Below are 19,216 nucleotides of genomic sequence, written 5' to 3' on the forward strand. Positions count from 1 at the left end.
TCAGTCTTGACTGAAAATCTTGGGTTTGACGGCGCGATGGAAGCCGTTGAAGACCTCCACGTTCTTCGCCTTGGGCAATGGCCACACCCGGCTGCCCTGGGACGCCCCGCCGTCGATGCGCAGCGTATCGCCACTGATGAAGGCGGCGCCCGGGCTCAGCAGGAAGCAAATGGCGGCGCTGACTTCCGACTCGGTGCCAATACGTTTGCCCGGCACGGCATCGGCCAGGCCGCGGATCCAGGCTTTCATCTGCTCGGGATAGGTGTCCATGCCGCTGGAGGCGATCCAGCCGGGGGCGACGGCATTCACCCGCACGCCGGACGCGCCCCACTCGATGGAGGCGGTCTGGGTGAAGTTGACCATGCCTGCGCGGGCCGCGCCGGAGTGTCCCATGCCGGGCATGCCGCCCCACATGTCCGCCACGATATTGACAATGGCGCCGCCGGTTTTGCTCAGGGACTGGTTGTACAGTTCCCGGGCCATCAGGAAGCCGCCAGTGAGGTTGGTGCGCACGACCGTTTCCCAGCCCTTCTGGTTGATGCCGGCCAAGGGGGAGGGAAACTGCCCTCCGGCGTTGTTGACCAGGCCCTTGACCGGGCCGTGCTCGGCCAGGATCTGTTTGATGGTGGCGGCAACGATCTCTTCGTCCCGGATATCACAGGGATGGGCGGAGGCACTGCCGCCGTCCTCGATAATCTCGCCCCGGACGGTGTCCAGTTTTTCCGGCTTGCGGCCGACCAGTGCGACGTGGGCCCCCAGGGAGGCCAGTTCGTGGGCCGTGCAGCGGCCGATGCCGGAACCGCCGCCGGTCACGATAATGGTTTGGCCTTCAAACAGGCCGGGGCGGAGAACGGATTGATAACTCATGATCGGGTTCCTTTCAGCACGGCTTGGGAGACGGGAATCGGCATGTCCAGTAGTTGCTGGGCAAACGCCTTGCCCTGGGGGTCGATGCGCAGGCTGGCAACACCGCCGCCACCGAGGCTGTGTTCCAGCAAAAAGTTAAACGCATTGAGGCCGGGCAGGGCCCAGCGTGTTACGCGTCCGCTCTGTGGATTCAGAGTGTGGCCCATCCACTTGGCAACGGCGTTTTCCGTCAGGGCCGCGGCGAGATAGGGCACGTAATCCGGATGACGGGCGATCACGCCAATGTTGCTGTGGTCGCCCTTGTCGCCACTGCGAGCCCAGGCCAGTTCGATCAGCGGGGCAGTGGTGTCCGTGTCACCGATCGCCGGGAAAGTCGTGGCGTCCTCGCCATCCTCAATACGGGCCGCACCGCCGGTTTCGATGGCCACGGGGACTTTCTCGCCGGCCACTTCCACGCTGACCTCGACCTGATCCTTCGGCACCAGGCAGGAGAACAGCCGGATCTTGGGCCACACCGTGGGGCGACCGCCAACAATGCCGGTCAGGCCCGGCGCCATACCCGTAGCGGCCTGGGCGATTTCCCGCGAGAACAGCACCAACGCTTCCTTCTTGGGGTGGGCCGCGCTGATTTTGACCACGACTTCCCGGGATTGACCGGCCCGGCTGTGTGGGCCATAGGTGGCCTCCGTGCCCAGCAGTTCGACGCTGGTTTCGGAATAGGGCGGCAGGCCGCGGTCCTCGAACAGTCGGCCGGTCTTTTCGAGAATGGCATCGGCGACGCTTTGCGCTTTTTTCGGGGCGTCGATGCCGCCGATCAGGAAGGTCACCGTGCATTTGTGGCCATCGGGCCAGGTGCCGGAGACCTTGTAGCTGTCGGTGGGCGCGCGGCCGGTGGCGCCGGATACGGCAACGCGGTCCTGGCCAAGGTCTTCCAGGTGAACCCGGGTGAAATCGCAGGCCACGTCCGGCAGCAGATAGGCACGCGGGTCGCCGATCTCGTAGACAAGCTGCTCGGCCACCGTGCCGATGCTGACCCGACCGCCGGTGCCTTCCGGTTTGGTGATCACGAAGTTGCCGTTCTCCTCCACCTCGACGATGGGGAACCCCATGTCTGCGTATCCATCGGCCACGGTTTCCCAATCGGTGAAATTGCCGCCCGTTGCCTGGGCGCCACATTCGATCAGGTGGCCGGCCAGGCTGCCCTGGGCCAGCTTGTTGTAGTCGTCCCACACCCAGCCGAATTCGTGCACCAGGGGCGCCAGGACCAGGGCACTGTCGGTCACGCGACCGGTGATGACGATGTCGGCGCCGGCTGCCAGTGCGGCGACGATGCCGGGAGCGCCCAGGTAGGCGTTCATGCTGACCATCATCGGTGGCATCGGGTCGCCGGTGGTCATTTCGCGGGTGCCCTGTCCGTCGAGCTGCTTCTTTTGCGGCAGCAGGTTGTCACCCAGCACCAGTGCGATTTTCAGATCAACGCCCTGTTCCTCGCACAGGGCCTGGAGGGCATCCCGGCAGGATTCGGGATTCACGCCACCGGCATTGCTGATCACCCGGATGCCCTGATCTTTAATGTCTTTCAAAAGCGGGCACATCACCGTCTGCACGAAGTCCCGGGCGTAGCCGGCTTTCGGGTCCTTCATGCGCTGGCCGGCCATGATGGACATCGTGATTTCAGCCAGGTAATCGGAAACCAGGTAATCCAGGTTGCCTTTCTCGACCAGCTGGCGCGCAGCTGTTTCGGTGTCACCCCAGAAGGCCGCGGAGCAGCCGATGCGCAGGGTTCGGGAGGGCGATGTCATGTGGTGTCCTTTCCGAAGAAGCGGTTGTGGGTCGGTTGTTATGATGCGTCCAAAAACAATACCAAGCAAGCGCTTGGTTTGTAAATGTGATGCTTCAGGGTAAACTGCCTTCATGCGTATACTGGGCCGCTTGGGCGGCGCGGGCCGCACTTCAAAGACAACGACCGTTCAAAGACCATGGGAAGTAAGCTTTGACACCACAATCCATCCTGGCCGAGCTGGTTGAGGAAAGTCGAATTTCCGATCCGACCGGCGCCCGGGGGCGACTGCTGCGCGCAGCGGCGCGGCTGTTCCGGGAAAAAGGCTACGAGCGGACGACCGTCCGTGATCTCGCCGCTGCCATCGGCATCCAGTCCGGCAGCCTGTTCCATCATTTCCGTTCCAAGGAAGACATCCTCAAGGCGGTGATGGAGGAGACGATCGTCCTCAATACCGAGCTGATGCGTCATGCCCTGCGTCAGGCCAGCACACCGGTTGAACGTATGTGGGCGCTGATCCGCAGTGAGCTGGAGTCCATCAACGGGCAGACCGGCGAGGCCATGGCCGTGCTCGTCTTCGAATGGCGCTCGCTGTCCGGCGATGCCCAGCGAGACATCCTGAAACTGCGGGATGTCTACGAAGCCATGTGGCTGGAGGTGCTGGGTGAATTGAAGTCGGCAGGCAAGATGTCGGCGGATCCCTTCCTGACCCGGCGTATGTTGACGGGCGCATTGAGCTGGACGGTGACCTGGTATCGACCGGATGGCCCGAGAAACCTGGATGACATGACCGACGAAGTGATGGCCATGCTTGGTCTGGGCGAGCGCTAAGGCTTTATTTTTCAGTGGCTTGGTGTGTGTTCGATGGGGGCGTGTCGTGATCCGGATTGGCCTGATCGGCCAAAATAGGCGGCAATCCGGTCATTCACTAAATGCGACCTAAGTCGCATCCTTCTCTCAGTTTTAGACGTAACAGGCGGTGTTTGGTCTGGAACAGGAGCCAGACAGGTCTGAAGTCTTCTGCTGCACAACAATAATCAGAGAAAGGATCTGCAATGTACTCTTCCATCATCCCTCGCCTGTGGACGTCAGGCATCTATCGCCGATTCCTACTCACGTTCGGTGTCATCGCCCTTCTCAGTGGCTGTGGTTACAACCCGGTCTACCAGACCACCGGCTCGGTGATTACCGGTTATGCCGAGTCTGAGGCCACCCCGTATGTGCTGCAGATGTCCGACGCGGACATGGCCTGCAACCTCGGGCAGTCGCTGGACCCACTGGTCTATTCCTTCTCCCGGGTGACGGACAAGCCCGACACCACCGGTTCGTTACTTCAATTGCTGGCGGCCAACTGCTCCGAAGAGCAGGCCTGGGAAGAAGAACTCCGCTACGAGCGGGCCATGTTTTCCGACGACGTGGCTGAGGCCAAGGATGCGCGCAATGCCGCCAAACGCTGGCACGCCATCACCGCCAAGCGCCGTCTGGAAGCCTTCCATCGCGCCATGCGCGCCTACGAATACGATCCTGCCGATCCGGATGCAGAGTGCCCCTTCCTCTATGAGGACCAGGACGAGCTGACGTTCCTGCTGGGGCTGCTGACCGGCCTGCAGTCGATCATCAACGACACCAATTCCGGGGGCGCTGCCGGTGTGCCCAAGGACATCGCGCCGCAGGCCGAGCGCGCCGCACAGTGCCTGGATAACGAAAAGTGGGGCGGCATTCCCAATGCGATCCGTGCCAACGTCTGGCTGCTGCTGCCGGATACGCGTCCGGTGATGTCCCCGGACCCCTGGCGGCTGCTCAAGAACAGCTCCGAGCTGGGTGTCCAGGCCGGGTTCCGGGCCTCCATGGCGCTGGAAGCGGTCGCGGCTGAAACCGCCGGGCGTCAGGACGTGATCAAGGACGTCATCGCACGTTTCGCCGCGTCGCAGAAGAACTTCAAGGTCAATGACGACTACAAGCTGGTGGACGAGGTCGGACGCAGCGTCATTCTGCATACGTCCGACAAGGAATGGACCCGCAAGTACGGTTACCGCACGCCGCGGACCTACTTTGGTCGCCTGAGTCCGGAAAGCACCAGCGACACCGAAACCATGGATCTGGACGATCTTCTCTAGAACAAGACAGACGGCGGATGGCATCGGTCGGAGAGGGGAACAAGTTGTCCCGGCCGGCCATCCCGGACCACAGACCGATTAACAATCACAAGAAGTCACTTGGGAGGTTCCAAGATGTTCCGCAAAACCACCGCAGCAATGCTCATGGCCCTGGCCGTTGCACCGATGGCACAGGCGAAGTCAGCCAGCATGTGCGTGTTCGACGTCATCGGCGCGAACGGCGATGTATACAACCTGATGAAAGACTATGCCCTGGATATGAAAGGGCATGGCATCGACATCCAGTTGAAGCCTTACACCGATGAAGGGGTGGCGCTGGGTGACTTCCAGTCCGGCCAGTGCGACATCCTGGCGGCCACGGACCTGCGTACCCGTCGGTTCAATCGCTTTACCGGCACCATCAGTGCGGTGGGTGCGATCCCGACCTACGACAACCTCAAGACCGTTCTCGCCACGCTGGCCCAGCCCAAGGCAGCCAAGTTCATGAAGCAGGGGGATTACGAGGTCCTGGGGATTGCGCCGGCCGGTGCGGGCTACCTCTTCGTTGACGATCGTTCCATCGACACCGCCGGCGAGCTGGCGGGCAAGCGTATGGCCACGCTGGACTACCAGAAGGACGCCATCCACATGGTGAATTTCGTGAAAGCGACGGTCGTGCCGTCCGACATCACCAACTTCGCCGGCAAGTTCAACAACGGCTCGGTGGACACCGCCTATGCCCCGGCCTTTGCCTACAAGGCGCTGGAACTGTACAAGGGTGTGGGCGACAAGGGCGGCATCGTCGACTATCCGCTGGCCCAGCTCACCGTCCAGATGATCGCCAAGGACGACCTGCTGACCGACGAGGAGGCCCAGACCTCCCGCGAAGTGGCCTGGCACATGTACCCGCAGGCCATGGCCCTGGTGAAGAAGAGCGAAGACGGCATCCCGGATGACCAGTGGATCCACATCTCCGATGAAGACGTCCAGGGGTACCAGGAAATGTTCCGTGAGAACCGGCTCGAAATGCGGGACGGCAAGAACGGAGCGCCGGACGTGTACGATCCCAGGATGCTCCACCTGCTCAGTAAAGTGCGCTGCGCCAGCAATCCGGGCGCTTCGGAATGCACCGCGGCCAACCGCGAATAAGGGGCAGGTAACGCATTATGAACTGGCGCGCGCTTTCGGCCAGCCGGGTGACCACCCTGTACCCCGTGCATCGACTGCACGGGGTCATTCTGCTGGCCCTGTTGGTGTTTACCCTGCTGCTGGGCATGGGCAGTTCGCTGCATTCGCGGATGCTGTGGATTGGCGAACAGACCTGGCCCAACTATTACCTGCTGGACCCGTGGGCGACCGAGCCCAGCTGCGACGTCGATATGGACGTCGAGTCGGCAGTCCAGAAACGGATGCAGGCCTATAAACCCGACCCGGATGAGTTGTTCTCCTCGCCACCCGATCCGGACAAGCTGCGCGAGAGTTTCCGCAAGAACCTGGAGCTGTGTCAGAAGAAGCACGCGATGTTCGCGGCCAACCAGGCGCATGTCACCACGGCGCTGACGGTCTTCAAGACGGTCGAGCAGGGCATGGCGCACTGGTTGCTGGATAACATCGACCTGACCAAGTTCCTCTTCCTGGGCCTGTTTGCCATGGCGGCCCTGATTGCGGCGTTCGATACCGATCACATTGCCCTGCGACTGCCGCGCAACCGGGCGGAGTGGCGTCTGTCCCAGACCACGCAACTATTCGTCAACGGGCTGATGGGCTACTCGCTGCTGTCCTACGCCGAGCGGCTGGGGATGTCGCCGTCGTCGGATACGCTGCTCGAATTGCAATATGCGTGGGCCGTGGTGTTCGGCATCTTCATGGCGATCAACCTGTACCGGCTGGTGAATGTGCCCGAACGGGTGCGGGCCGGCGGGCTGACGCCGTCGTCTTTCCTGGTGATTCCGCTGTATTGCCAGATGGGCGTGATCGCCATGGCCTACTTCTTCTTCGTGGACGGCTACAGTTCCGGGCTGGCGATCTACTTCGGACAGCTGACCAACCTGGCGTCCATGTTCATCAACATCGGCCTGTATGTGCTGGTGGGGATGATCCTCAAACAGACCCGACTGCCGGATCTGCTGTTGAATGTGATCCAGCCGTTCCACCTGCCGGCACCGGCCCTGGCATCGCTGATGATCTTCGCGACGGCCTTCCCGACGGCCTTCACCGGTGCCTCCGGTATTTTCATCCTGGCTGTGGGGGGTGTGATCTACGACGAGCTGCGTAAATCCGGCGCGGGTCGGCAGCTGTCACTGGCGACCACGGCCATGTCCGGCAGCATGGGCGTCGTGCTCAACCCCTGCCTGTTGATCGTTGTGGTGGCCGCACTCAACAAGGAAGTGACCACCGACGAAATGTACGGCTGGGGCTTCTGGATCTTCCTGATGTCAGCCAGCATCTTCAGCTTCGTGGTGTGCAAGACCCAGGGTAACTGGCGGCCTCGTCCGCAGGCAGGCGCGTTCGCCGAAGCCGGTCGCCGGTTGATGCCACTGGTTCCTTACGCCGTTACGGCGGTTGTGGTGATTGGGCTGATCTGGTTCCTGCTGGGGCTGACGTTCAACGAGTACAGCGCGCCGCTGATCCTGCCGCTGGTGATGCTGGCGCTGGTGTGGCTGGATTCTGGCAAGGATAACCGGGACGATCAGGAGTCCCGCTGCGTGGCCTTCTTCAGTCGCAGCACCGCGGCGGCCAGCGACTCAGCTGTTCATATCGGCGCACTGCTGGCGCTGATGGGGTTCTCGGTGTGCCTTGGGGGGATTCTGGAACGCTCCGACGTGGTTCACGCCATCTTCCCGGAAAGCCTGACCAACCCCTGGCTGGTCATGGCGGTGATCGTGGTGATGCTGACCTTTATCGGCATGATCATGGATCCGTTCGGGGCCGTCATCCTGGTGTCGGCGACCATTGCCCAGGCGGCCTTCAATCTGGGCATCGACCCGCTGCACTTCTGGCTGGTCTGTCTGGTGGCCTTTGAGCTCGGCTATCTGAGTCCGCCGGTGGCGTTGAACCACCTGCTAACGCGACAGGTGGTCGGGGAAACCGAAGTGTTGGCCGCCGAACGCACCGGCAGTTTCTGGCACCGTTACGAGCGCCTGCTGCTGCCGCTGGCCGTGATGGGCACGACGTTGCTGATCGTTGCCTTTGTGCCAATGTTCTTCTACAACTGACGGTTGTGGGCATCAGGAAAACCGCCGACCCGCCGGGGAAGGCGGTTTTCTTGTGTTGGCCTTCATGAAAATTCGATGTCTGCGAGGCAATCGGGGCATCGGCTGTTATGCTTCGCCCGTATCAGCAATGTAATGGGAGTGTCGCGATGTCACCGACGGCAGGGAGGACGCTTTTTGCGGCAGGTTTGTAGGAAATCACTGAAGAGCGCCCGGACGAGTTCTGCAGGACGTTCGGGGATGTTGCTTGTCCTGGCTTCCGGGCTGTTGCTCACCGCTTGCGGTGGCGGCGGCGGCGGAGGTGACGACGACAGCGTCATCAGCGGGCAGATCGGCATTGAATCCCGCACCCGTATCGACAGCGACACCGCCGACGATATCTACGCGGGCACGGCCGTTGCCAACAATGACTCTCCTCAAAGCCTGCCCAGTCCGGCGCTGGTTGGCGGTTACCTGAGTGCCTCTGTCGGCACCTATGAAAACCCGGAGAGCGGCCAGCCAACCGAATATGACTTCTACCGCGATCTTGAAGACGATTTTCGCCTGTCGCTGACGAGTGACCAGACGGTCACGATCGCCACCTTTGCGGTGACCGGTGCGGCGGATGCCGGTGTGCCGTCCGCCCTTGTTCGTCTGGGCAGCGCAGCGGCCGTCAATGTCTCGCCCGGGACGCCGGTCAGTCTGACTCCGGGTGAGGGCGATGCGGTCTATGATCTGCAGCTGCAAGCCATGACGGGCGGGCCCTTCCGTTACCTGATTTCGGTCTCTTCACCGGCCAACGATACCGCTCTGGGCTTGTCCGCGGGTGACGCCGACTGGGTGCCCGGAGAGGCGCTGGTGACCATGGCGTCTCCGGTGCCGGTTCAGAGTCTGTCTGCCGGACCGCTGGCCTCGGCGGCCAGGCAGGAAGTCGGGAATGGGCTCTGGCGGGTTCAGCGATCGCAGGCGACGGCCCTGTCGGCCGGCACCCGGGAAGAGCGCAAGGCCGACACGCTGAACTGGATTCAATCGCTCCGGGAGACGCCCGGTGTGGTCAACGCCGAACCCAACTATCTCTACCACGCGCTGGCCATCAACCCGCTGGATGACCCACTTTACCCACTCCAGGAATGGCACTATCAGGCCATCAATCTGCCCACTGCCTGGCAGGCGCTGGCCAACCCGGGGCAGGGCGTGCGGGTGGCGGTGCTGGATACCGGCATCTTCAGTCGCACCCCAAACAGCGGGGGCAACTGGCATCCGGATCTGGACGACGGCACCGCGACCGGCAACAACCTGGACATCCTCGGCACGTCGGATTTTGTCACCACCAACGACGACAGCCAGGACGGCATCGACAATAACCCGTCCAACCCGGGTACGGACGACGGCACGTCGACCAGCTTTCACGGCACTCATGTGGCCGGGACCATTGCCGCGCTCGACAACAATGTGGGTGGCATTGGCGTGGCGCCGTTGGCGACGCTGTTGCCGGTCCGGGTACTGGACAACACCGGCAGCGGTTCGTCGCTGGAGCTGATCAATGCGATCAACTACCTGGCCGGGCTGGATGCGGCGACGCGCCCCGACATCATCAACCTGAGTCTGGGCGGTGTGGCGCCGTCTTCCTCGTTGGAATCGGCCATCAACGACGCCGTGGATAAAGGCATCCTGGTCGTTGCCGCCGCGGGCAATCAGGGCACTACGGAACGTGTCTATCCCGCCGCGTTTGACCGGGTGATCGCCGTTGGCGCCGTCGATGCCGGCAACCAGCGCGCCAGCTATTCCACCTTCGGTAACTGGATTGACCTGGTGGCGCCGGGCGGGGATTCCACCCGGGACGCCAACAGCGACGGCCAGGCGGATGCGGTCTACAGCGACTGGGGGCAGCAGACCGGTACCGTGTTCGAGCCGGCCTACGCCGGTGTGACCGGCACATCGATGGCGGCGCCGCATGTGAGTGGCGTGCTGGCGTTGATGCGTGAGTTGGATCCTTCGCTGTCGCTGGCGGAGTTTCGCGAATACCTTCGCCGCGGTGAGATTACCGACGACTTGGGCAGCCAGACGGAATACGGCTATGGACTGATCAACGCGCTCAAGGCCGTCAACGCGGCATCGGCCGATGATCTGGGGGCTTTTATCTCGGTCTATCCCGGCGCTTTCCGCTTCGACGGCTCGGTGACCGAGGCCAGTGTGTTGTTGGAGGCCGTGCCCGATACCGCTGCGGCTGCGGCAACACTCTTTGACAGCCTGACCGTCGATGAGCCAACTTGGCTTGCGGTGTCGCAGCAACGAAGTGGCAATACGATTCGACTGAACGCAACGATTACCAATCAGGATGACGCCAAGCAAAGCCAGGTGACCCTGACCTATAGCGACGGCAGTCGTCAGCAGACGCTGGAACTGCCGGTGAACGTTCAACTGGGGGATCCGGTCGAGTCCCGCAATGCGGGGCGCCATTATGTGTTGCTGTACGATGTCAGCGACGACAGTGCCAATTCCAAAGAGCCGTTCCGTCAGACCGTCGTCCGCCCCTCCAACGGCCGCTATACGTTTACCCTTAGTGACGTGCCACCGGGCGACTACGAACTGGTGGCGGGAACCGATATGGACAACAACGGGTTGATCTGCGAGTTGGGCGAGGCCTGTGCGGAATACCCGGTCAATGGACTGCCTCAGGCCATTCACAAGGGCGACGATAGCGTCACGGGGCTGACCCTGACCACCAGTTTCCGCCGCGCGTCACTCAGCTCCAATGCCTTGCCTCAAAGCAACATGGAAGGCTACCGTGTGCGCAGGTCTTCCACGCCGACCAAGGAGGTGACACGATGATGCGAGCGGGTTCGCTGGCTTTGGCTCTGACGCTGGTTTCCGGCTGTGTGGCGGATCCTTCCGTCGCGGACGGCGCGGAAGTCCGGGTGGTGACCAGCAAAACCCAGTGTGGCCTGACAGCGCCGGGATTGGTCCTGGCGCGCAATGCGGCTGAATGGCATGCCTTGACCGGCTCCGTGTCGGGGCAGTTGCCGGACTGGCCGGACGTTGCCAACCAATGGCTGTTGGTCGCGTCACTGGGTCAGCAGACCACGGGCGGTCACAGCATTGGGTTTATCTCCGCCGATCGCGACGGCCAGGATCTGTCCATCGAGGTTAAAGTCACCCATCCGGCGCCGGATGCGATGGTGACCCAGATGATCACGTCGCCCTGCCTGGTGATGGCGATTCCGGCCAATGACTGGCATCGGGTGCGCGTGAACGGCGAGGCGCCTTTCCCCATGAGCCGCATGCATCCCTGAGGCCGGGCAACAAAAGAACCGTTGATCTTTGCCCCTGAATCCCTAAGCTATGGGCGGTATTTCGCGAATGTCCGGGCCTTGTCCGACGCCTGGCGCATTCGCTGATCGTCCTGACAGTCGTTGAGTGAGAGCAACAGACACCCTATGAGCCAGAAAGATTACAACGCCGACGCGATTGAAGTCCTCAGTGGTCTGGATCCGGTCCGAAAGCGGCCGGGGATGTACACCGACACCTCGCGTCCCAACCATCTGGCTCAGGAAGTCATCGATAACAGCGTGGACGAGGCCCTGGCCGGGTTTGCCAAGCGAATCGATGTGGTCCTTTATTCGGACGGCTCGCTGAGCGTTGAAGACGATGGCCGGGGCATGCCGGTGGATGTCCATAAAGAGCACGGGGTTCCCGGTGTCGAGCTGATCCTCACGCGCCTGCACGCCGGCGGCAAGTTCTCCAAGGGCAACTACAACTTCTCCGGCGGTCTGCACGGGGTGGGGGTTTCGGTCGTCAACGCCCTGTCCAAGCACCTGGAAGTCTCTATCAAGCGGGACGGTCAGCTGCATCGCATGACCTTTGCCGACGGCGAGAAGACCAGTGATCTGAGCGTGGTCGATACCGTTGGCAAGCGGAACACCGGTACCCGCCTGTTGTTCACGCCCGACGTCAGTTACTTCGACAGCCCGAAATTTTCCGTCAGCCGACTGCGTCATAACCTGCGCGCCAAAGCCGTGCTGTGTCCCGGTCTGACCGTCACCTTCCTGCAGGAGTCGACGGGCGAAAAGGACGAGTGGTTCTACGAGGACGGGTTGCGTGACTACCTGCGTTCCGCGCTGGCGGACATCGAGTTACTCCCCACCGAGCCGTTCACCGGCCGGATGACCGGCAACAGCGAGGAAGTGGACTGGGCTGTCCAGTGGTTGCCGGAAGACGGCGAAGCGGTCATGGAAAGCTACGTCAACCTGATTCCCACGGCTCAGGGCGGAACGCACGTTAACGGTCTGCGTACCGGGTTGCTGGAAGCCATGCGTGAATTTTGTGAGTTCCGCAGCCTGCTGCCGCGAGGCGTGCGCCTGTCACCGGAGGATATCTGGGATCGCTGCGCCTACGTGCTGTCGTTCAAGATGCAGGAGCCGCAGTTTTCCGGCCAGACCAAGGAACGCTTGTCTTCCCGCGAAGCCGCGGCGTTTATCTCCGGCGTGGTCAAGGATGCGTTCAGTCTCTGGCTGAACCAGCATACGGACATCGCCGAAGCCCTGGCGGAACTGTTCATCAGCAACGCCCAGCGCCGACTCAAAGCCAGTCGCAAGGTGGCGCGCAAGAAGGTTACCCAGGGGCCGGCATTGCCGGGCAAGCTGGCGGACTGTTCCGGTGCGGATGCCAATCGGTCCGAGCTGTTCCTGGTGGAAGGGGACTCGGCGGGCGGTTCTGCCAAGCAGGCGCGTGACCGGGAATTCCAGGCCGTTATGCCGCTGCGGGGTAAGATCCTGAACACCTGGGAGGTGGACTCGGGTGAGATCCTGGCGTCCCAGGAGGTCCACGACATTGCCGTGGCGATCGGCGTAGACCCCGGTTCGGATCGCCTCGAAGGGCTGCGTTACGACAAGATCTGCATCCTGGCGGACGCGGACTCTGACGGTTTGCACATTGCCACGTTGCTGTGCGCGCTGTTCGTCAAACACTTCCGTCCGCTGGTCGCCGCTGGCCACGTGTTTGTGGCCATGCCGCCGCTCTATCGGGTCGATCTCGGCAAGGAAACGTTCTATGCCCTGGATGAGCACGAGAAGCAGGGCATCCTGGATCGGATCGAAGCGGAAAAACGTCGGGGCAAGATTTCGGTCACCCGCTTCAAGGGTCTGGGTGAGATGAACCCGCTCCAGCTGCGCGAGACCACCATGGCGCCGGATACCCGTCGGCTGGTGATGCTGACACTGGATGACAACGACGGCACCGACGAGCGCATGGACATGCTGCTGGGCAAGAAGCGGGCGTCCGATCGCCGTTCCTGGCTAGAAGCCTACGGGAATATGGCGGACGTTCCGGTCTGATCCTCTCTAAAGGGGGGGATTCAGGGTGTCCCGACGCTGAAGCGTTGGCGTAGGTTGGGCTGACGCAGGAAGCCCAACAACAGGTAACACCGGACGTTCCAGTTATCGAGGACATGCGGGATGCATTGGACCTCAAAAACCTGCTTGGCCACCACTGGATGAGTTTGGTCGTGAACCCGGCTTGTTGGGCTTCCTGCGTCAGCCCAACCTACAGGTTCTGTGCATCGAAAGGGCACCCCTGTGGGCTGCGCCGAAGGTGTCCATGACGTCCTACCCCGGATATTCCTCCAATCCCTTCAACCCGAAACAACTACCGCGAAATAATATCGCAGCACAGCACCTTGGTTGTGCCATCGTGCTGGAAGGCCTGGGACAGGGTGACGCACATATAGGCGCCGGTGACGGAGAGGTAGGGGCGGGTGACCTGAAGGCGGTTGGGCTGGTTCAGGGCCTGTCTGAGGTAATGCTGGCGGAACCAGTCGGCGTTGTGGGTGTTTTCCAGCGGGCGGAAACGCGGGTCGAAGCACTCGATCATGTTGTCCGAGCGCAGGGTGTCTTCCGTCTGCACGCCCTTGTCGTCGATCAGATAGCAGCGGGACACGGCATGGTGCCGGGTCAGTGGCCGGCAGGCGCTGGCAAACGTGATCCCGGCGCGAATCGATTCGGTGGCCTGCTGGAAACGATCCCGGAAGTAGCGGCTGAGTTCGTAGGTCGGGTCGAGTTCTGTTTCGCTGTTCTTCTTGTAGTCATTCAGCAGGGCATCCAGGTCGGACGCCGTGCGAGTAACGTCAGCCAGCTCGAGACCCGGGCGTCGAAAATAGAATCCCTGTACGAAATCCACGCCGCCGTCGATGGCGATCATCGCCTGCTCCCGGGTTTCCACGCCTTCCAGTAGCACCAGGCAGCCGGATTGATGGAGCAGGGACACAATACCGTTTAGGATCTGGCGGGCGCGCTTGTCATTGGTGGCCCGGGTCAAGATTTGCCGATCCAGTTTGACGATGTCCGGTGCCAGGTTCCAGATGCGTTCGAAGTTGGAGTGACCTGCGCCGAAGTCGTCGATAGCGGTCAGGCAGCCCAACTGCTTGTAATAATTCACCGTATCGCGCAGTTGCTCGGCGTCGTCTGTGGGCTGCTCCACGATCTCCACCACGATACGATGGGGCGGAAAGCCTATGCGGGACAGTAGCTGACCGAAAAAGGAATCGTGCCGCCTGCCCGTGGCGACCACTCGAGGCGACACGTTCAGGAACAGCCAGTTCACGTCGTCATCGAGCGTGGCGAAATTCTGTATGTGCAGGTAGCGGCAGAGCCGGTCCAGCAGGACGTCTTCCGGGTCGCTGGTCGGGAGCTGGAACAGGTGCAGTGGCAGGACGCTGGCGTTGTCGGTATCGAACGCGCGAATCAGGGCTTCGTAGCCGATGATGCGCTTGTGGGAAATACTGAATATCGGTTGCAACGCCGTGCGTAGCTTGAGGCCCTGGAAACTGGCCGTCCAGCCCGCATCAGCGTGGTTGAGCATGGGTGTGAGGAGATCCAGCTCGGGTTCGCTGCTTTGATTGACAACGCTTTTTGACATCGAGACTACTGCGCGCGTTAAAGCCTGCCCATGCTCCGCCGGCTGAACCGGTCGACTTGTTTCATTTTTCGCAACGGGCGTTCGCTGAACGGTAAGAATGACCGTTTGTTCAGTTGCGAGCAGAATGCCAAAGATTACAAAAGGAAGCCAGTGGGAAACGCAAAATGGTTAAAAACCAGACGGCGTTCGCCGGGGAGAAGAGAGGGTGGCCGCCGTGGAAGGCGGCATCACCGGTACACGGCCGGACTGGCAATCCATCCTGCCGGCTATGCTGGAATACGGGATCAGTTGTTGCTCGGGATAACAACGTCTTCGTCGAATTCGACTTCCATTGTTGTAGCTCCTGTGTCGCTGCTGGGCTTAATTCCGCTCGGCGGAATCAGACGATGTTCATTAACTATGATGTTAATAAGCATAGGCAACAATCAGTAAAACCCGTATTCGACCAAGGTGGCGTGTCGCCAGAAGTCGCCGTTTCAGGCGTTTTTCGGCCCTTCACCACATCAGAATTGCTTGCATCCATCAGTATTTTTGAACGAAGCCAACAAAACATTTTGATTGGCCGCTGGCCGTTGCCTTTCTAAGATGGGCTCATTGGTGGGACAAACATCGTGATCCGATAAATCACGAAGGGCAGCGGAGGCTGAATCCATATGGCGCTTCAAACGATGAATACCCGGCAGCAATTCGGCTGGGTCATGATCCTGATTCACTGGCTGGTCGCTATTGCGGTGTTCGGGCTTTTTGGACTGGGCCTGTACATGGTGGATCTGACCTACTACGACGCCTGGTACAATGAAGCTCCCCATATCCACGAAAGCATTGGCATCCTGGTGTTGCTGGTGATGCTGTTCCGGGTGGCCTGGCGGCTGGCGTCACCTCCACCGCACACACTTCGGTCCCACAAGGCCTGGGAAAAGGCCAGCGCCCATATGGCCCACCTGGGCATGTACCTGCTGTTGTTTGTCGTGTTGATTTCCGGCTATTTGATTCCGACGGCGGACGGTTCCGGCGTTGAAGTCTTCAACTGGTTCACCGTGCCCTCGGTCACCGGCCAGCAAAAGGGGATGGAGAGCATTGCCGGTGATGTTCACTACTGGGCGGCCTGGGCACTGGTTGTGCTGGCCGTGATTCACGCCATTGGCGCCATCAAACACCATGTGGTGGACAAAGACGAAACGTTGCGCCGCATGATCGGGCTGAAAGGGCGTCCGGGGCGCCAGGATTCAATGTAAACCCAAAGGGCTGTGAATGAGCCTGACCATTAAGGAGTGTATGTATGTTGAGGAAACTGGCTATCTCATCCGCGGTATCCATGGCGGTGCTGACAGGCGGTGCCCAGGCGGCAGACGGGGACGGCACTTACGCCTTCGATACCAAGGGCGACCATCAATTCATCATGTTCAAGATTTCGCACCTGGGCTACAGCTATATTTATGGCCGCTTCAATGAGTTCGATGGCCAGTTCACCTACAACGCCGAGGACCCGTCAAAGAACTCGGTTCAGGTGACGATCGATACGGGCAGTGTCGATTCGAATCATGCCGAGCGTGACAAGCATCTGCGCAGCGATGATTTCCTGGCGGTGGATGAGTTTCCGCAGGCTACCTTCAAGAGTAAGAAGGTCATCTTCGATGACGATGACAAGAACGAGGCCAAGATTGTCGGTGATCTGACCCTGCGCGGTGTCACCAAGGAAATCACGCTGGATGCGGACATGATCGGTCACGGCAAGGACCCCTGGGGCGGCTACCGCATGGGGTTCGAGGCTGAAACGGACCTGCGCCTGAAAGACTTTGGCATTCCCATGGATCTGGGCCCGCAGTCCGAAACGGTGGAGATGATTATCACCGTTGAAGGCGTGCGCCAGTAAGCCGAATGATCCCCGCAAAAAAGGGGGTAGATGACAAAACACCGCCTGGTTTAATATGGCGGTGTTTTTCGTTTTCAGGACTGTTTTATGGAGCGCGTCAGGCGCAACCGATCCCTTCGCTTCGTGACCTTCAGTATGACGCTGGTGCTCCTGGCACTGGTAGTCGCGAACGCCTCTGGTCTGTCGACCTGAGAGTCCAGGGTGATCAGGGTCAGTCCTGAGCCCCTGGGGTACCAGGACTGACCAACCTCTCCTACACCCGATAGCGGCCAACCTGAGTGGTCAGCGTCTGCGCATGCCCTGCCAGCAGTTGGCTGATCTGGTCGATCTCGACGGAACGGGCGTCGCTGTTCTGGGCAAGATCGTTGATCCGGGTAATGCTTCGGTTGATCTCGTCCACCACCTGAGTCTGTTCCTCGGTCGCTGACGCCACGCTGGCGTTGACGTCGCTGATGCTGTTCATGGCGTTCAGGATTTCCGTCAGCTCCCGTTCGGCTTCGCCGGAGAGTTTGACCGTCTGCTCCGCCTGCTCGTTACCAGTTTCCATGACCGAGACGATATCGGAGACCCCGGTCTGCAGGGTGGTGATCATCGACTGGATGTCCGACGTGGATTCCTGCGTACGCTGGGCCAGGGTGCGGACTTCATCCGCCACCACGGCAAAGCCGCGGCCCTGCTCGCCGGCCCGGGCGGCCTCGATGGCCGCATTCAGGGCCAGCAGGTTGGTCTGTTCGGCAATGCCGCGGATGACGTCCAGCACGGACGTGATGTTGCTGGAATCTTCCGACAGCTTCCGGATCACGCCCACCGCCTTCTCGATCTGATCGGAGAGCCGGTTCACTTCTTCCGAGGCGTTGTGAATGATGCGGGCGCCCGATTCGGTATTGCTCTGGGCGCTGCGGGTCACATCGGCAGCGGTCCCCGCATTGGCGGCCACTTCCTCGATCGCGCTCTGCATCTGGTTGATGGCCGTGGCGACCTGGGTGATGGCGTCGGTCTGTTGGGTGATGCCCTCCCGGTTATCCGCGGCGGCGCGGTCGAGTTTTTCGGCGCCGTCCTTGAGCTCTGTCGACAACTCCTTGATTTCCCGCACCATGCTCTGGAGGTTGCCGATCACGGCGTTGAAGCTGTTGGCCAGGCGCCCGAGATCGTCATTGGACTCCACCGGAACGCGGCTGCTCAGGTCGCCTTCGCCTTCGGCAATATCATCCAGGCGGGTGCGCAGTTCGTTGATAGACTGGATGATCAGTCGAGTTGCCACAAAGAAGATCAGACTGCTGATGGCCAGCACGATGATGGTGACGACAACGGTCGTGGTCATGCTTTGATGGCCGGCGGCAGTGGCATCTTCCGAGGTGGCCAGGGCATTCTCGTCGGCGAAGGCGCCAGCCACGTCATAATATTCCCGCAGCGAGGAGAACAATGGCAGGACGGTCTTGCTGATGGCTTGCCGCGCCTCATCGACATTGCCGTTGCCGACCATGTTGTTGACCTTGTCGGCAGCGGCTTTCCATTTCTGGTAGGCGGTTTCGAAGCCGTTCAGCTCCTGGTCCACGCCATCTTCCGCCAGGAGGGTGCGGACGGTTTCCATGCGGTCGATCGCCTGTTTGGCATTCTCGTCAAAGTCAGCCTGGAAGCCGGCGGTGTCTTCGCCTCCCTGAGCCGCCAGGATCATGTTCTGTTGCGCGGTATAGGCCTGGTAGAGGTCGCGATCCGCGTTGAGGGCGGCGCTCACGGCGGGTACGTAATTGTGGGAAACGCGATCGGTGTCACTGATCAGGCCCTGGGTCGTCATCAGGTTAACGATGCCCAGCGCGATGATGGCCAGCGCGGTGAGTGCAAAAGGCAGCACAATCTTGGTCTTGAGACCCAGCTTGCGGATGACATTCATTGTTATTCTCCCCCGACATCAACAGGTAACAGGCTTATGTCAGAATAGCAGGGAAGACAAATGACGGTGTAGATAAAGTGATCCGGCGTACCGGTTCAGGACTGGTGGTGCTCCGCCCGCTCACATTGGCAGAGACGATACTGGCGGAACATCTGTCCGCTGAAGACCACGATCCAGATCAGCAGGCCGGCATAAAGGTAGGCATTGGCCAGGTGCAGCCCACCGCTGATGGCAAATTCGACGAGCAGCATCAAAACCAGGGCCAGCCCGGCGTTGATGGTCGCAGCGGCGATGGCGCGGCCACAGGCTTTAAAAGACAGTTTCAGCGTTTGTGTCTGCATAGGGACAACGAAATACCTTATCTGTAGACGACGCGTCCGCTGCGCCTGATGTAGTCGGGGGAGATCGCACCGTTAGGGGTGAGCTCCGCACGTTGGATGTTTCCATCCAGCGACATCACAAAATCGAGAATAAAGAGCACCCACGGGGGGCTCCATTCGTGGATTCCGCTATTCCATCTTTGGGTTTTCACCTGAAAAACCGTGCTAAAGCCAGTGATTACACCGCCTGTGGCGCGATCCCCGGTATCCGGTTGGGAAGGGCATA

15 protein-coding genes are annotated in these 19,216 nt (G+C 60.9%); 10 read left to right on the forward strand and 5 right to left on the reverse strand.

Annotated elements, in window-relative coordinates:
• Both JL474_RS08150 and JL474_RS08155 read right to left on the reverse strand, forming a co-directional pair.
• Complete coding sequence (locus JL474_RS08150; protein WP_203141664.1) at window positions 1–867, reverse strand: SDR family oxidoreductase; 867 nt, start codon at window positions 865–867, stop codon at window positions 1–3.
• Window positions 864–2,669, reverse strand: a complete 1,806-nt coding sequence (locus JL474_RS08155; RefSeq protein WP_203141665.1) for an acyclic terpene utilization AtuA family protein — start codon at window positions 2,667–2,669, stop codon at window positions 864–866. Before JL474_RS08155 ends, JL474_RS08150 begins: the two co-directional genes overlap by 4 nt.
• Window positions 2,670–2,860: 191 nt before the next feature.
• Here JL474_RS08155 and JL474_RS08160 point away from each other — a divergent pair, with 191 nt between their 5' ends.
• From JL474_RS08160 to parE, 7 genes are all read left to right on the forward strand, one after another.
• On the forward strand, window positions 2,861–3,478 hold the full coding sequence (locus JL474_RS08160) for a TetR/AcrR family transcriptional regulator (RefSeq protein WP_203141666.1): 618 nt from the start codon (window positions 2,861–2,863) through the stop codon (window positions 3,476–3,478).
• A gap of 224 nt (window positions 3,479–3,702) precedes the next feature.
• Window positions 3,703–4,764, forward strand: a complete 1,062-nt coding sequence (locus JL474_RS08165) for a hypothetical protein (protein ID WP_203141667.1) — start codon at window positions 3,703–3,705, stop codon at window positions 4,762–4,764.
• 114 nt (window positions 4,765–4,878) lie between these two features.
• Complete coding sequence (locus tag JL474_RS08170) at window positions 4,879–5,892, forward strand: putative solute-binding protein (protein WP_203141668.1); 1,014 nt, start codon at window positions 4,879–4,881, stop codon at window positions 5,890–5,892.
• Between the two features lie 17 nt (window positions 5,893–5,909).
• On the forward strand, window positions 5,910–7,958 hold the full coding sequence (locus JL474_RS08175; protein WP_203141669.1) for a TRAP transporter large permease subunit: 2,049 nt from the start codon (window positions 5,910–5,912) through the stop codon (window positions 7,956–7,958).
• A 237-nt stretch (window positions 7,959–8,195) separates the two neighbouring features.
• Window positions 8,196–10,766, forward strand: coding sequence for a S8 family serine peptidase (locus JL474_RS08180; protein WP_203141670.1), 2,571 nt, complete (start codon window positions 8,196–8,198; stop codon window positions 10,764–10,766).
• Complete coding sequence (locus JL474_RS08185; protein WP_203141671.1) at window positions 10,763–11,227, forward strand: protease complex subunit PrcB family protein; 465 nt, start codon at window positions 10,763–10,765, stop codon at window positions 11,225–11,227. The genes JL474_RS08180 and JL474_RS08185 overlap by 4 nt, the downstream gene beginning before the upstream one ends.
• 144 nt (window positions 11,228–11,371) lie before the next feature.
• Window positions 11,372–13,267: a DNA topoisomerase IV subunit B gene (gene parE / locus JL474_RS08190; protein WP_123632630.1), complete on the forward strand. Its 1,896-nt coding sequence runs from the start codon at window positions 11,372–11,374 to the stop codon at window positions 13,265–13,267.
• A gap of 310 nt (window positions 13,268–13,577) precedes the next feature.
• Here parE and JL474_RS08195 read toward each other — a convergent pair whose 3' ends face one another.
• On the reverse strand, window positions 13,578–14,846 hold the full coding sequence (locus JL474_RS08195) for an EAL domain-containing protein (RefSeq protein ID WP_203141672.1): 1,269 nt from the start codon (window positions 14,844–14,846) through the stop codon (window positions 13,578–13,580).
• 386 nt (window positions 14,847–15,232) lie between these two features.
• Between JL474_RS08195 and JL474_RS08200 the strand changes: the two genes are divergently transcribed.
• From JL474_RS08200 to JL474_RS08210, 3 genes are all read left to right on the forward strand, one after another.
• Window positions 15,233–15,430, forward strand: a complete 198-nt coding sequence (locus JL474_RS08200; protein ID WP_203141673.1) for a hypothetical protein — start codon at window positions 15,233–15,235, stop codon at window positions 15,428–15,430.
• A 69-nt stretch (window positions 15,431–15,499) separates the two neighbouring features.
• Window positions 15,500–16,081, forward strand: a complete 582-nt coding sequence (locus tag JL474_RS08205; RefSeq protein WP_203141674.1) for a cytochrome b — start codon at window positions 15,500–15,502, stop codon at window positions 16,079–16,081.
• A gap of 44 nt (window positions 16,082–16,125) precedes the next feature.
• Window positions 16,126–16,719 (forward strand): YceI family protein, encoded by a 594-nt coding sequence (locus JL474_RS08210; RefSeq protein ID WP_236012110.1) that lies wholly within the window; start codon window positions 16,126–16,128, stop codon window positions 16,717–16,719.
• Between the two features lie 253 nt (window positions 16,720–16,972).
• On the opposite strand, the gene JL474_RS08215 is transcribed toward JL474_RS08210, so the two are convergent.
• Window positions 16,973–18,610, reverse strand: coding sequence for a methyl-accepting chemotaxis protein (locus JL474_RS08215; protein ID WP_203141675.1), 1,638 nt, complete (start codon window positions 18,608–18,610; stop codon window positions 16,973–16,975).
• Between the two features lie 95 nt (window positions 18,611–18,705).
• Entirely contained in the window at window positions 18,706–18,951 is a 246-nt protein-coding gene (locus JL474_RS08220; RefSeq protein ID WP_223807753.1) for a hypothetical protein, read from the reverse strand.
• Window positions 18,952–19,216: the final 265 nt, after the last annotated feature.

Source organism: Marinobacter mangrovi, assembly GCF_016798325.1.
Lineage (GTDB): Bacteria > Pseudomonadota > Gammaproteobacteria > Pseudomonadales > Oleiphilaceae > Marinobacter_A > Marinobacter_A mangrovi.